11 protein-coding genes and 1 pseudogene are annotated in these 13,712 nt (G+C 67.0%); 7 read left to right on the top strand and 5 right to left on the bottom strand.

Going from position 1 to position 13,712, the window contains the following annotated elements:
• Positions 1 to 545: 545 nt before the first annotated feature.
• Positions 546 to 989 (top strand): MarR family winged helix-turn-helix transcriptional regulator, encoded by a 444-nt coding sequence (locus tag JMY28_RS20540; RefSeq protein WP_201697783.1) that lies wholly within the window; start codon positions 546 to 548, stop codon positions 987 to 989.
• A gap of 67 nt (positions 990 to 1,056) precedes the next feature.
• On the opposite strand, the gene JMY28_RS20535 is transcribed toward JMY28_RS20540, so the two are convergent.
• The 5 genes from JMY28_RS20535 to JMY28_RS20515 all read right to left on the bottom strand — a co-directional run bounded on the left by JMY28_RS20535 (position 1,057) and on the right by JMY28_RS20515 (position 6,934).
• Positions 1,057 to 3,345, bottom strand: coding sequence for a xanthine dehydrogenase family protein molybdopterin-binding subunit (locus tag JMY28_RS20535; RefSeq protein ID WP_201697734.1), 2,289 nt, complete (start codon positions 3,343 to 3,345; stop codon positions 1,057 to 1,059).
• Between the two features lie 184 nt (positions 3,346 to 3,529).
• A complete protein-coding gene (locus tag JMY28_RS20530) occupies positions 3,530 to 4,174 on the bottom strand; it encodes an isochorismatase family protein (RefSeq protein WP_201697733.1) in 645 nt (214 codons plus the stop codon).
• 53 nt (positions 4,175 to 4,227) lie between these two features.
• The gene (locus JMY28_RS20525; protein WP_201697732.1) at positions 4,228 to 5,259 is read right to left on the bottom strand and encodes a M29 family metallopeptidase; all 1,032 of its coding nucleotides are present in this window, start codon (positions 5,257 to 5,259) and stop codon (positions 4,228 to 4,230) included.
• Positions 5,260 to 5,283: 24 nt separating this feature from the next.
• Positions 5,284 to 6,138 (bottom strand): alpha/beta fold hydrolase, encoded by an 855-nt coding sequence (locus tag JMY28_RS20520; protein WP_201697731.1) that lies wholly within the window; start codon positions 6,136 to 6,138, stop codon positions 5,284 to 5,286.
• Between the two features lie 43 nt (positions 6,139 to 6,181).
• Positions 6,182 to 6,934 (bottom strand): maleate cis-trans isomerase family protein, encoded by a 753-nt coding sequence (locus JMY28_RS20515; RefSeq protein ID WP_201697730.1) that lies wholly within the window; start codon positions 6,932 to 6,934, stop codon positions 6,182 to 6,184.
• A gap of 296 nt (positions 6,935 to 7,230) precedes the next feature.
• Between JMY28_RS20515 and JMY28_RS20510 the strand changes: the two genes are divergently transcribed.
• From JMY28_RS20510 to JMY28_RS20485, 6 genes and pseudogenes are all read left to right on the top strand, one after another.
• On the top strand, positions 7,231 to 8,415 hold the full coding sequence (locus JMY28_RS20510; RefSeq protein ID WP_201697729.1) for an FAD-dependent monooxygenase: 1,185 nt from the start codon (positions 7,231 to 7,233) through the stop codon (positions 8,413 to 8,415).
• 129 nt (positions 8,416 to 8,544) lie between these two features.
• The gene (locus JMY28_RS20505) at positions 8,545 to 9,048 is read left to right on the top strand and encodes a (2Fe-2S)-binding protein (RefSeq protein WP_201697728.1); all 504 of its coding nucleotides are present in this window, start codon (positions 8,545 to 8,547) and stop codon (positions 9,046 to 9,048) included.
• Between the two features lie 6 nt (positions 9,049 to 9,054).
• The gene (locus JMY28_RS20500) at positions 9,055 to 11,505 is read left to right on the top strand and encodes a cytochrome c (protein ID WP_201697727.1); all 2,451 of its coding nucleotides are present in this window, start codon (positions 9,055 to 9,057) and stop codon (positions 11,503 to 11,505) included.
• A 64-nt stretch (positions 11,506 to 11,569) separates the two neighbouring features.
• Positions 11,570 to 12,565 (top strand): XdhC family protein, encoded by a 996-nt coding sequence (locus JMY28_RS20495; protein WP_201697782.1) that lies wholly within the window; start codon positions 11,570 to 11,572, stop codon positions 12,563 to 12,565.
• A 383-nt stretch (positions 12,566 to 12,948) separates the two neighbouring features.
• A pseudogene (locus JMY28_RS20490) lies at positions 12,949 to 13,354 on the top strand (hypothetical protein).
• Positions 13,355 to 13,425: 71 nt separating this feature from the next.
• A complete protein-coding gene (locus JMY28_RS20485) occupies positions 13,426 to 13,671 on the top strand; it encodes a hypothetical protein (RefSeq protein ID WP_201697726.1) in 246 nt (81 codons plus the stop codon).
• Positions 13,672 to 13,712 lie beyond the last annotated feature (41 nt).

Raw genomic sequence — 13,712 nt, 5'->3', positions numbered from 1 at the left:
TCGGATTGAGGTTGGCCGTCCGATGCGTGCACACATCGAGCGCTCACAGGTAGATGTATAGCATGTCAAAATACAAGCGTATACACTCTAAAATACCTGGGAAAGGAAAGCATTTCCGGTTTTCATATGGGCACACTGAAAAGCGCGAGGGCACCTGATAATTCAGGTATATTTTTCGTGCTGGCTGTCCGTTTTGAATGACGCACAATGGTGCCGTCAAGCACGGTATTTGTGCGTATGCGCTCAAATATGCAGTGTTGTCGCTGGATCGTCGGACGGTGCTTCCGGCACGGGCGCTGGGCGCTGTCGAGGGCTTTGCGTGCGTAAGCGGGCGCACGCAGCGCGCTGCGGGAGGGCGAACGCAAATCGTACCGGGTCCCCAATGTGGTACCGCTCAAACGTCTCGATGCGTTTGTACGTGGCGTCGTCTCCAGAGCCTCCGGGCTGACATTGGGCAAGTCTTCTCGTCGCACGCGTACTGTCAGGCTATCTCGACGGTGTACACTACATTTTTCTTCCTCAAGGCCCGTCAGGGCTGCACGTTCATGCCGTCGCACAAGGACTCTTACGACTTCCACGATCAGGTGGGCCATTTGCTGCGCCGCGCCTACCAGCGTCACGCGTCCATCTTTCAGGAAGCGATTCCCGACTCCGATCTCACGGCCGCCCAGTTCGTCACGCTCTGCGCCGTGAAGGAGACCCAGGGCTGCTCGCTCAACGACATCGTCAAGGCCACGGCCATCGACCAGGCCACGATCCGCGGCGTGGTCGAGCGGCTGAAAACGCGCGCGCTCATTGAAGTCCTGCCAGACCCCACCGACGGCCGCAAGCTGCTCGTGCGCACCACGCCCGCCGGCATCGCGCTGATCGAGCGCACGGTTCCGTTCGCGAAGCAGGTCACCGAGCGTACTTACGGCACGCTCAACGCGGGCGAGCGCGTAGGGCTGCTGTTCCTGCTGCGCAAGATGATGGAATTGGACAGCGAATGAGCGCCACGAGGTGTCGTTCTCGCTGTCGCCGTTGAGTATCCAGAAGAAAGACCAGTAAAAGCGCCACTCAGGCAAGCGCCGCGTGCTTCGCTTCCAGCAGCACGCCCGCCTCGCGCAGCCCCGCGCGGATCGTGTCCGGCGTGAAGGGTGGGGCGCAGAAACGTACGCCCGTCGCGTCGTAAATCGCATTGGCTAGCGCAGCCGGCCCCGGTACCGAGGCCGATTCGCCCGCCCCCAATGGCGGCTCGCCCTGGCGCGGCATCAGTACCACGTCCACGGCGGGCAATTCGGGGAAGGTCAGAATCGGATAGCTGCCCCATTCGCGGCTCGCCACCTTGCCGTCGGCGAAACGCACGCGCTCTTTCAGCGAGCGGCTCAGCACCTGGATCACGTTGCCGTGGATCTGATGGCGCACGCCATCCGGATTGATCATCGTGCCCGTGTCCTGCCCCACGGTGATGCGTTCCACGCGCACCTCGCCCGTCACCCGGTCAACCACCACGTCGGCGACCCATGCCGACCACGCCGCGCCGAAGCCCGGAAAGCGGCTGTGTACGTAGCGCGCGTAAGCGATGCCGCGGCCGCGCGCATAGCGCTCGCCGCTGCGCAACGGCTCGCTGCGCGGCGAGCGCGCTTTCCAGCCTGCGCGCTGGGCCACGGCCTCGAGCAGTTCGGCGGCGCGCGTGTCGTCGAGATGGCGCAGGCGGAATTCGAGCGCGTCGACGCCGCTCACTGCTGCGAGCTCATCGGCGAACGAGTCGTGTGCAAACGAGTTGGGCAGCGCCGAGACGCCGCGCAGCCACGATGCGCGCACGAGCGGCGCGAGATCCTCGCAAACGAAGCGGCGGTTCGCGCTCAGGTAGGGCGAGACCGCCGTGCGGTCGCCCATTTCGAAGATGCGCGGTTCGCTCGCGACCGCGCCCGTGAGCAGCGACGCGAGCAACGGCGCATCGTTTGACGGATAGCGCGCGACGAAGTCGTAGCCCGTCATGCGGCCATCGCGCGTCACGGTGCCGGTCACGTCCACGACCTGGCCTGTGCCTTTCGGCTCCCATGCGTGTTCGTCGCCGCGCGTGAGTTGCACGCGCACCGGCGCACCGACGGCGCGCGAAAGCAGGAGCGCGTCGCCGCAGACATCGTCGGCGCAATTGCGGCCGTAGCAGCCTGCCGCCTCCATGCGCACGATGTCGATGTCGGCTTCGTCGCGGCCTACGAGCGTCGCGAGGTCGTAGCGCAGCGAGACCGGATTCTGCGTGCCCGCCCAGACGGTGATGCGGCCCCTGCCCACCTCGCGATAGTCGGCGAGCGCGCACGACGGCCCGATCGAGCCGTGCATCTGAAACGGCCACACGTAGGTGCGCGAGATCGTCTGCGTGTCCGGCGCCTCGCGCGCGGCCTCTACGTCGCCTTCTTCGAGCAGCGGACGGCGCTGCGAGGGCGCGGCCTTAATCGCGGCGCCCGGGTCGTCGAGCGAGGGCAGCGCGGGCAGCGGCCTCCACTTCACGCGCAACTCGCGCGCCGCGCGCATCGCCTGTTCTTCGCGCTCGCACACTACGCCGATGAAGTCGCCGAGCACCACCACGGCGCGCAAGCCCGGCACGTGCGCGACGGAATCGCGATCGACTTCGTCGAGCAGACGGCCGACGAACGCGCCGCTGTCGATGCCGGTGTAGGGCGGCCGCACCACGCGCGCGTGCAGCATGCCCGGCACGCGTATGTCGTGGACGAAAGTGAGCTGGCCGGTCGCCTTCGCGGGAATGTCGACGCGCGGCGACGACTTGCCGATCACGCGATACGTCGACGGATCTTTCACCGGCGTCTTGAGGTCAAGATCGAGCGCGATGCGCTGGCCCGCCACCAGGTCCGCGAAGCTCACGCGGCGCGTGTCGCCCGAGGTTTGCGCATCGGCAAAAAACACTTCGGCGTTGTCGGTCGCGAGCGCCTGCGCCTCAACGCCGAAGCGCTCGGCGGCGAGCTGCAGCAGCGCAAGCCGCGCCTGGGCCGCCGCGCAGCGCAGCGGCGTCGCGGAGATCTGGATCGAGGCGCTCGCGATGGTCGGCCCCTGATTCGGCGTGGCGGCGGTGTGGCCCAGTTGCATCGCCACGCGCGCAGCAGGCACGTCGAGCTCTTCGGCGACGATCTGTGCAAGCGAGGTGCGAATGCCCGTGCCCAGATCGACGTGGCCGTTGAACGCGAGCAGGCGGCCGTCGTCGAGCACGGCGACGAACACTTCGGCGACGGCGGGGACGAACGACGAGAGGCTGCCCGGCTGCCCGGGTGCGGGCTTGACGGGCGGGGCGGGCTGGCGCACGACGGTGAGGCAGCTCTCGCGCACGAGCAGTTCGGAGCGGTTCACGGCAGAGAATTCCTGTGGGGGCGGGGCGCGCGGCAATCGGCTATGCACGAAGGCACGCGTGCCTTCACGCAGGGCACCCGCGGCCACGCGTGACGTTATGCGGCCAAAAACATCGCGTCAAATACCGGCGCAGGCTTGGCGGCCATCGCTGCCAGTGCCGGCATTGTGCACATGCCGCGCACATTCAGCGCCGCGCCGCCTCGATTTGGGCGATGGCCTGCGCGAGCGGCATCACCGCCGCGTACTTCTGCTGCATGTCGAAGAGATTCGCGTTGTGGGGCTCGATCGCGCGGTCGCCCACGCAGTCGGATAGCACGAGCGGCCGGAAGCCATGCGACATCGCATCGACCACGCTCGCGCGTACGCAGCCGCTCGTCACCGCGCCGGCCACCAGCAGCGTTTGCACCGCGCGCTGCGCGAGCCAGGGGGCCAGCTGCGTGCCGAAGAACGCCGAAGGCACCGTCTTGCGCACCACGAGTTCGCCCGCCGCGGGCGTGAGCTCGGGCACGATCGCGCTGTTCGGATGGTCCTCGGTGAGCGTGGCCATGCCGGGCACCTTCATCGAGAACACGTTGTCGTCGCTGCCGTCCGCTGCGTAGACGATGCGGCTGTGCGCAACCGGCCAGCCATGCTGGCGCGCGAGCGCGAGCGCCTCCTGCGTGCGCGCGATGGCGGGCACGATGTTGCCGCCGCCGAACGTGGCTGGATCGGCGAACCCGACCACGAAGTCGACGATGAGCAGGCCGATGTTGCCGTGCACGGGTAGCGGCGTGCCGAAGCCCTGCTGCCGATAAACCGCCGCTTCGGCGTGTTGCGAAAGTTCGTTCATGTTGAGAATCCGGCGTAAATGAAGGGCGATCCTGCGATCCTGCGATCCTGCGATCAGGCGACCACGCGGCCGTCGCGCACGACGGTCTCGTCGTCGAGCTTGACGGTGCAGCCGCGCAGTGGAATGTCGATGTGGCACGTCGTGGTGCGGCTGCCGCCGCCTTCGTTGTTCGGTCCGAGCGAGAACAGGAAGTTGCCTTCGAAGGCGCGCGCGTCCATGCCGATGGTGGCCTCGCGGTCGTAGAGGCCGAGCGTCGACCAGCGCGCGCGCGGCTGCAGACCCCAGCCGATGTGCGAGATCGCATAGCCTTCCGGATCGCCGAACGTTTCCATGTAGTCGCGCAGCAGCGCGGCGTCCACGCCGCCTTCGATCTTCGTGGCGTAGCCGCCTTCCACGGTCAGCACGATCGGCTCGTTCACATAGCGTTTTTGCGGCAGCAGGATGTCACCGCGATCGATCACGATGGTGCCGTGCGCGGTGCGGTCGTCGGGGAAGGTCAGCGCGAAACCGCTGGGCCAGTGATCCCAGCGGCCCGGCTCATCGACGAAACCGTATTCCGCGGTCGGGCCGAATTCGCCGAGTGGGCACACGAGCGCCGTGCCCGCAGGCGAGGAGACGCGCATCTCGCGCGCCGCGCCGATCTTCTTCGTGGCGGCGAGCACGCGCGCGCGGTCTTCGAGCGTCGGTACGAGGCGCGCGAGCACTTCGGGCGGCTCGACGGCCAGCAAGATCTTCGTGCCGGACTTGAGGATGTGGTGCTGCTCGGGCGAGAACAGCAAAGTCATGAGATCGAGCACCAGATCGCTGGCCTTGAGCGCAGCAATGGCCGCGCGATTGCCGGTGAGCGGTGTGGTGCCGAGATAGGCGAGCGAGTCGCGGCTGAACGCTTTGTCGCCGTTCACGGGCGGCAGATCGAGCCGATTGACGATCGCGCCCATCTGCTGCGTGGCGATGAGCGCGCACGCGAGCGTCTGCGGGTGCGTGGCGGCGCTGGTCAGGATCGTGACGGTCTGGCCGGCTTCGAGGCGCGAGAGCGTGAGCACTTCCTTCCACGCTTCGATCAGTCGATGGTCGCTGATGGGCATCGTGTGGTCTCCGGTTGGCGTGCGTCAGGCGACGGCGTTTTCGGTGGCTTCTACGACAAGCGGTGCGCCGAGGAGACTGCCGAACGCCGCATAGAAGCCGGCCGCGTTGTCCCACGGAATCATGTGGCCCGCGTCGGGCACACGCACGTGCTGCATCGCGGGTGTGGCGCGCTGCAGTTCGGCCACGTCCTCGTCGCGCACGACGTCGCCGCGCGCGGCCGTGACGAGCAGCGACGGCACCTTCAGTTGTGCGGCGTCGGCGTGAAAATCGTCAGTGTGGAAGCCTTCGTAGGATGCGAGCACGGCGCGCTCGTCGCAGGTGTGCAGCCACTCGGCGCGCAGGCGCAGCTCGTCGTCGGTCCACGTGGGGCAGAACGCGCGCATGCCTTCGGCGTCGGTGCCCTTGCGCGCGAGCGCCATCGAATCGACATACCAGGGCAGCTTGCCCGGATACTCGCGGCGCCCCGGGCCCGAGACCGGCGGATCGACCAGCACCACCGAGGCGAGCCCGCGCGATGCGCGCAAAGCGGCGCGTGCGGCGATGCGCGCGCCCATCGAATGACCCACCAGCGCGTAGCGCTCGAGCCCGAGCACGGCGGCCAGCGCGACGATGTCATCGGCCTGGGCGTCGAGGCTGTAGTCGAGCGTGTCCGACGCTTCCGAGAGGCCGCGTCCACGCACGTCGATCACATAGGTGTCGAATGCGGCGCCGAACACCTCGCCGACGAAGCCCCACGTGATAGCCGGGCTCGTGATGCCTGGAATCACGATGACCGCCGCACGAGCGGCGCGCGCGCCGCTGGCGCCGCCGTAGCGCAGATAGTGCTGGCGAATGCCGTTGGCGGCGACGTTCGCGCCGTAGAGAAAGGTGCTGGGCATGCTGGGCTCCGAGGAATGACTCGATTGAAAGACGCTGGCTTAGTCAATACGCGCCCGAGAGCAGCGCGCCCGCGCCCGGCACGATCGGCTCGAGATCGAGCTCGCGCAGCATCGCGTAGGTGGTGGCGATCGCGGCGGTGATGACGGGCTTGCCGGTCATTGCCTCGACCTTGGCGACAGCGGGCAGCGAAGGCATCTGCACGCAGGCCGAGAGCACGATGGCGTCGGCGTCGGCGTAGTTCAGCGTCTTGACGATCTCGGGCAGGCGCGCGGGATCGTGGCGGCCTACGTCGAGGTTGTCGGGGATTTCGAGTGCGCGATAGTCGAGCACTTCGTAGCCTTCATGGCGGATGTAGTCGACCACGAGCTCCGTGAGCGCCTTCATGTACGGCGCCACCACGACGATGCGCTTCGCGCCGATCACCTTGAGCGCGTCGACGAGCGCGCCCGCGCTCGTGAGCACCGGCGCCGCGGCGCCGTTCTCAGCGGTGTGCTTCGCGAGGCGCGCCTGCGAGACGCGGTGATAGCCGCGGCCCATCGCCATGATCGCGACGAGGCACGCATAGCCGAGCACGTCGACGCGCGCGTCGGACAGCTCGACCGCGCAGCGGTCCGATTCGCCGTCCATCGCGGCGAGCTCTTCCTTCACGACCTTCTTCATGCGCATACGGCTCGAATGGAACGTGAAACGCTCCGGGCGGATCGCTTCGCGCAGGCGAAGCATCGCCGGGATTTCCGTTTCCATCGTGGTGTTCGAGCTCGGCACGATCTGGCCGATGCGGTAAGTCTTGCTCATGACGCTCACTCCATTGCGGTTGGGCGGCGACGAGGCCCGCCTTCGCAGGTGTCGTCGAGATTTGAGCAAACTCTAGCGTGTACGTTTTAAATGTGCAACGGGGAAAATAATCTGTTCAAACGCGTCGCTTCATATATAGGTGAATTTTTGCGGGTTAGTGCCGAAGGTGGCCAGGGAAAGTTTGTGCTTGCTGATTTATTTTCTAATGTGTACGCTACATTTCACTTCGCACCGATTCGTACTCAACCTGGCCCGGCGGCGCACCATGCGGCGCGGGCGCACGACCTGGAGAACCCATGAGCAAACCCCGTATCGCCATCATCGGCGCTGGTCTTGGCGGTGTGGCGGCTGCCGCGCTGATGCAGCGCCGCGGCCACGACGTCCGCCTCTACGAGCAGGCGCCCGCGTTCTCGCGCCTCGGCGCGGGCATCCACCTCGGTCCGAACGTCATGAAGATCATGCGGCGCATCGGTTGCGAGGACGCGCTCAATACCATGGGCTCGCACCCCGATTACTGGTACAGCCGCGACTGGCAGACAGCGGAGGCGATCTCGCAGATTCCGCTCGGCGACTACGCCCTCAAGACCTACGGCGCGAGCTACCTGACCGTGCATCGCGGCGACTTCCACAAGCTGATGACCGACGCCGTCGCGCCGGGCACCATCGCGTTCGGCAAGTGCCTGCAGTCGGTCGAGGACACCGGCAGCGAAGTGCGCCTCACGTTCACGGACGGCAGCGTGGAAGTGGCCGGCATCGTGATCGGCGCGGACGGCGTGAACTCGAAGATTCGCGAGCATCTGCTGGGCGCGGAGCCGCCGCGTTATACGGGCTATGTCGCGCATCGCGCCGTGTTTCCGGCCTCGCTGCTCGGCAATCACCCGTATGACATGTGCGTGAAGTGGTGGTCGCAGGACCGTCACATGATGGTCTACTACGTGACCGAGAAGCGCGACGAGTATTACTACGTCACGGGCGTGCCGCAGGCCGAATGGCCCACGGGCGTTTCGATGATGGAAAGCAGCCGCGAGGAAATGCGCGAGGCGTTCGAGGGCTATCACCCGGACGTGCTGAACCTGATCGACGTTTCGCCGTCCATCACCAAGTGGCCGCTGCTGGAGCGCGATCCGCTGCCGCTCTGGAGCCGCGGCCGCCTGGTGCTGCTCGGCGACGCCTGCCATCCGATGAAGCCGCACATGGCGCAGGGCGCGGCCATGGCGATCGAAGACGCGGCCATGCTCACGCGCTGCTTCGACGAGGTGGGCACGACCGACTACACGGGCGCGTTCGCGCTGTACGAGGCGAACCGCGCGGCGCGCGCGTCGAAGGTGCAACTGGTCTCGCACAACAACACGTGGCTGCGCACGAACGAAGACCCGGCGTGGGTGTTCGCCTACGACGTGTTCAACGTGCCGCTGGTTGCGCCGCAAGAGGCTGGCGCAAAACAGGACGCAAGCCAGGAAGCGCTGAGCGCAGCGGGCTGAAGCGCGCCGATTTTCGGCGGGTTATAAGCTCCTTTGCGGCGCGTCGTGTGTGAAGATCACGCGGCGCGCCGCCGGGGCTGCGGAACGGCATCCGCGCAGCCTGTGCTTACCCTAATTTCGAGTCAGTCCATGTTGCATTCCGGTTCCCCCGCGGGGCCGCTCACGCTCAGCGTGAACGGCACGACGCGCACCATCGAGGGCGCCACGCCCGACACACCGCTCCTCTACATCCTGCGCAACGACTGTGAGCTCAATGGCCCCAAATACGGCTGCGGACTCGGCCAATGCGGCGCCTGCACGGTGCTGGTCGACGGCCAGGCCACGCGCTCGTGCGTGGTGCCGGCGGGGGCGGCACGCGAGCGCGAAGTGACGACGCTCGAAGGGCTCGGCACGCTCGATGCACTGCATCCGGTGCAGCGCGCGTTCATCGACGAGCAGGCCGCGCAATGCGGCTATTGCCTGAACGGCATGATCATGAGCGCGGCGGCGCTGCTCGCGCGCAATCCCACGCCCGACGAAGAGGCGATCCGCGACGCGCTGCGTTTCAATCTGTGCCGTTGCGGCACGCACCTGGAGATCGTGCGCGCGGTGAAGCGCGCGGCGCTGTATCTGCAACAGGAACAAGGGAACTGAGGCGCGATGAGTGAGCACGATCCGCAGACATGGCGCCAGCATGAAGACGATGCGCATGCGCTGACCGCGCAGGACGGCGACGACGAAAGCGCACCGGGTGCGCGACGCCGTGCGCAGTACGCGTGGCCTGCACGGGGTCTCGATGCCGATGCGCAACTCGCCGTTGCTGCGAGCTTCGCGCCGGACGGCATCATGAAAACATGGCATTACCGCGCGCGCATCGACGGACATTCGGGCGCGGCGGCTTCGACTCCTTCGCCGCTGTCCGTGCCGCCGCTGCTCTATCGCCATGCGCAGGCGAGCGTCGCCGTCGACGATCCCGCGCAGGCAATTCCCCTGCAGGCGCACACCTTCGCGCGCGAGTCGTTCATCGACGAGATCGCGCACGAGGCGCATCGCGATCCGGTTGCGCTACGTCTCGATCATCTCGACGCGGCGCGCGACGCGGGTGCGCGCGAAGTGATTCGCATGGTGAGCGAGCGCGCGGCGTGGGGCGTGACGCCGCCCGTCGCGAGCGAGCCGGCTTCGCCGTGGGCGCGGGGGCGCGGCTTTGCGTTCGACGGTTCGAGCGCGCGGCATGACACGCCTGCGAACGCGGCTTCGACGCCGATGCTCGACTACGCGCAAGCGCAAGCCGCGGCGCAGGCGGCAAGCTGGTCCGCGTGGGTCGTCGACCTGGACGTCAACCGCAAGACCGGCGATATCGCCGTGCGGCGCGTGGTGGCGGGGCAGGGCGAAGGCACGCCAAATGCGGCCGTGCTCGCAGGCATGCCCGCATGGCAAATCGAGGAGGCGATCGCGCGCGCGACAGGCACGCGCCGCATCGCTCGGGCCAACTACGACGAGCCGGGCAGAGATTCGGCGCAGCATGCATCGATCGCGCACGATATCGTCGCGCCGTCGAACGCTACGGATAACGAAGTAATTCATCGAAGTGCCGACGACGACGCGCGCATCGACCAGGCCGCCGCGCCCGCCGCCGCCGCAATTGCCAACGCGCTCTACGACGCCACCGGTGTGCGGTTTCGCGCGCCGCCGTTCGACGCCGACACCATCCGCCGCACGCTCGCCGAAGCGGGCCCGGCGGTCGCCCTCGAAGCGCCCGCCGCCGTGCGCCGCCCGTCGCGCTGGAAACGCTGGCTGGCTGGCGGCGGCATGGGCGGCGTGGCGGGCGGCCTGATCGGCCTTGCCTGCTCGATGCTGCCCGGCCCCGCGCCCATCGCGCCGCTGCCCGCGGGCGCGGGCCCGGACGCCTCGATGTGGAGCGCGGCGATGCTCGAGCGCGGACGTCAGGTCGCGCTCGCGGGCGATTGCGCCGTGTGCCATACCGCGCCCGGCGGTCGGACGAACGCGGGCGGCTTCGCACTGGAGACGCCGTTCGGCACGGTCTGGTCCACCAATATCACGCCGGATCGTGAAACCGGCATCGGCGCGTGGACCTACGAGGCCTTCGCGCGCGCGATGCGTCACGGCATCGCGCGCGACGGCCGCCATCTCTATCCGGCGTTCCCGTATACCGCGTTCGCGCGCATGAGCGACGCCGACATGACGGCGCTCTACGCGTGGCTCATGTCGCAGCCCGCGGTCAAGCAGGCCGCGCCGCAAACACGCCTGCCGTTCCCGATGAACCAGCGCCGTCTCGTGGCGGGCTGGAACTGGCTCTTCCACGATGAGGCGCAATACCAGCCCAACCCGCAACAGTCGGCGCAGTGGAATCGCGGCAAATATCTCGTCGATGGCGCGGGCCATTGCGGCGCTTGCCATACACCGCGCAACGCACTTGGCGCGGAGAAGGGCGGCTTCGCTTATCTCACGGGCGGGAACGCCGAGGGCTGGGACGCGCCCTCGCTGATCGCTGCGCGCGACAAGCAGCAAGGCGCGCCTGTGCCGTGGAGCGAAGACGCGTTGTTCAGCTACCTGCGTACAGGCTTTTCTGCAGAGCACGGCGTGGCCGCAGGGCCGATGGCCCCCGTTGTCGCGGGGCTCTCGGAATTGCCCGAATCGGACGTGCGCGCGATCGCCCATTACATCGCCTCGCTCTCGCCGCCCGTCGATGCGGCCAGCGCCGCGCAGGCGGCGGCGCAACGGGCAGCGGGCGCGCCTGCCGAGACCCTCACGGCGTTCGGCTTCCAGAACGGCCAGCGCATGTTCGAAGCGGCCTGCGCGGTGTGCCATGCGGAATCGGGCGGTGTCGGGCATCTTGGCGTGCGGCCGCTCATGGGACTGAATACGAGCGTGAGCCAGGCGAGCCCCGACAATCTGCTGCATGTGCTGATGCACGGCATCGACCAGCCGGCCACCGAGGGGCTCGGTTATATGCCGGGATTCAAGGACAGTTTCGACGATCAACAGATGGCCGAACTCGCGGGCTACATTCGTGCGCGCTATGCACCGGGGCAGCCGGCATGGCGCGATCTCGCCGCGGCGTCTGCGCGCCTGCGCGCGCAGACGCATTGAGCGCTTGCCGGCCCGGACGTGATGCGCTAGCCGGACCACAGCGGCAAGGAGGCCGAACGTGAACATGCAGGACGCGGATCGTGAAGTGTTTGAAGCGGCGGCGCGCTGGGTCGCGGCGGGCAGCAGCGCGTGGCTCTATACGGTCGTGCGCACGTGGGGCTCGTCGCCGCGTCCGCTCGGTTCGATGCTGGCGCTGCGCGAGGACGGCCGCATGGCGGGCTCGGTCTCGGGCGGCTGCATCGAAGACGATCTCGTCGACCGTCTGCTTTCGCAAGGGCCGCCTTCGATGCGGCCATCGACGGTCGAATACGGATTGAGCGCCGACGAAGCGCATCGCTTCGGCCTGCCTTGCGGCGGCACCATGCGGCTCGCGTGCGAAACGCTGGGCGCGCACAGTGGACTCGATTCGCTGCTTGGCTCGCTGTGCGACGGGCAATTGATGCGGCGCACGCTCGACATGCGCAGTGGCGCGGTGACGCTGGCACGTGTCCATGCGCATACAGATGCCGACGCATTCAGCTTCGACGGTGAGCGGCTCGCGACGGTGCATGGTCCTGCGTGGCGTCTGTTGCTGATTGGCGCCGGGCAATTGAGCGAATACGTGGCATTGATGGCGTTGCCGCTCGGCTACGCGGTGACGGTGTGCGACCCGCGCGAGCACTACCTCGACGACTGGCGTGTGCCGGGCGTCGCTTGCGTGCGCACGATGCCCGACGATACGGTGCTTGCCATGCGCCCAGATGCGCGCATGGCCGTGATCGCGCTGACCCACGACCCCAAGCTCGACGACCTTGCCTTGATGGAAGCGCTGATGACGCCGGCGTTTTTCGTGGGCGCGATCGGCTCGCGGCGCAACAGCGCGGCGCGCCGCGAGCGGCTGCAACTGTTTGGCGTGACGGGCTCGGCGCTCGACGCGCTGCGCGCACCGGTAGGAATATTTCTCGGCGGCAGCACGCCGCCCGAGATCGCATTGTCGATCGTCGCGGATTTGACGGCACGGCGCAACCGTGTCCCAGTGGGTGGACTCCTCGACGTGGAGGCGGGCAAAGCTATCGTTTGAACTTCCGATTCAAATCATTGAGTTGAAAATACGTCAAGTTGCAAAAGTGTCTGAGGCCGCTCAGCCTTGCTACAAGCGGCTTCTCAGGCCGTTACCGCCAGAAAATGCGTGAAAAGCACGAATACCCCATGTCGCTCGAAGTGCTCGAGTCGTCCGACAAGAGGCGGAAACATCGCGGATTACGGGTGAGGACTTGCGGGAAAGGCGTGAAAGGCGGCCTAACTGACGCATTTCGCCGCCGGGCGCTTGTCGCGATGACCGCTCCGGATACCCCAAAAGGAGGAGCCCCCTCTGGCGGATTTCATGGCGCTGTGAACCGGCCATACTGGAGACACGAATCAGTGTAAGGCTTGGTGGAGCAGCATCATGAAATGCCGTGACTTCTGACTTCTCAACAGATCTTCGACCAGGCAGTGGCGCATCTCTTCTGCCACGACCGCGCGGCGCTGTTGCCACGTGGTGGCGGCGCTTATCGCGGCTACTGCGGTGGTTGTCCTGTCGGCAGCTTCATCAAGCCTTCCGATTGCATTCGATCGAAGCGTGCCTGTGCGCTATATCGGCAAACAGTCGCTGGACGCGATACCCGCGTACATGGACGTAGGCGTCGCCGCGCTGCGCCGGGCTGTGCTTCGCGCGCGAATCAACGTCTACGACGCCGACGCGGTCGAACTGCTCAGTTATCCACAGAATGTCCACGACGTGTTCGGCAGATGGGAGTGGCGCGAGCGGCTCCTGACGATCGCGCGCGAGTTCGGGCTATCCGAAGAACTCGTCAGGGCGGTGGCATGAGCAACGCGATGCCGTGGCGGCGGGACGTGCGAGAGCTGGAACGAGGCAGGGCGGAAGCAAGGAAGCAAGAGATGAACACTCGGAACCGTAGTCTGCAAGGGCTGGTGGAGAAGTGGCTGGCGCCGACGCCGGACGTGCCTGCGCATGTGACGCAGTTCGGCCGCACGGCGGTCGGCAACAAGCGGTTTGTCTGCGTCGAGGTCCTGCATCCGACCCATCCTCGAGCGCTCTTCTTCTTCCGGCACGACGATGGCTTCTGGCGGGTCTTCCCGCCGTCCTGCGAACGGCCGGCGATGGGCTTGCGGCGAGTTGCGTAACGACCGCCCGGTCGCGTGCGCACGTCGTGCGCCACCATCGA

The sequence above is a fragment of the Paraburkholderia hiiakae genome (genome assembly GCF_904848665.1).
Taxonomy (GTDB): domain Bacteria; phylum Pseudomonadota; class Gammaproteobacteria; order Burkholderiales; family Burkholderiaceae; genus Paraburkholderia; species Paraburkholderia hiiakae.
Note: the sequence above shows the minus strand (reverse complement) of the source record. Positions and strands in the feature narration are given on the sequence as shown.

Coding starts and splice junctions, on each gene's coding strand:
- JMY28_RS20485 (WP_201697726.1), top strand. CDS start 13,426: ATGAACACTCGGAACCGTAGTCTGCAAGGGCTGGTGGAGAAGTGGCTG.
- JMY28_RS20530 (WP_201697733.1), bottom strand. CDS start 4,174: ATGAACGAACTTTCGCAACACGCCGAAGCGGCGGTTTATCGGCAGCAG.
- JMY28_RS20505 (WP_201697728.1), top strand. CDS start 8,545: ATGTTGCATTCCGGTTCCCCCGCGGGGCCGCTCACGCTCAGCGTGAAC.
- JMY28_RS20525 (WP_201697732.1), bottom strand. CDS start 5,259: ATGCCCATCAGCGACCATCGACTGATCGAAGCGTGGAAGGAAGTGCTC.
- JMY28_RS20515 (WP_201697730.1), bottom strand. CDS start 6,934: ATGAGCAAGACTTACCGCATCGGCCAGATCGTGCCGAGCTCGAACACC.
- JMY28_RS20540 (WP_201697783.1), top strand. CDS start 546: ATGCCGTCGCACAAGGACTCTTACGACTTCCACGATCAGGTGGGCCAT.
- JMY28_RS20495 (WP_201697782.1), top strand. CDS start 11,570: ATGCAGGACGCGGATCGTGAAGTGTTTGAAGCGGCGGCGCGCTGGGTC.
- JMY28_RS20500 (WP_201697727.1), top strand. CDS start 9,055: ATGAGTGAGCACGATCCGCAGACATGGCGCCAGCATGAAGACGATGCG.
- JMY28_RS20520 (WP_201697731.1), bottom strand. CDS start 6,138: ATGCCCAGCACCTTTCTCTACGGCGCGAACGTCGCCGCCAACGGCATT.
- JMY28_RS20510 (WP_201697729.1), top strand. CDS start 7,231: ATGAGCAAACCCCGTATCGCCATCATCGGCGCTGGTCTTGGCGGTGTG.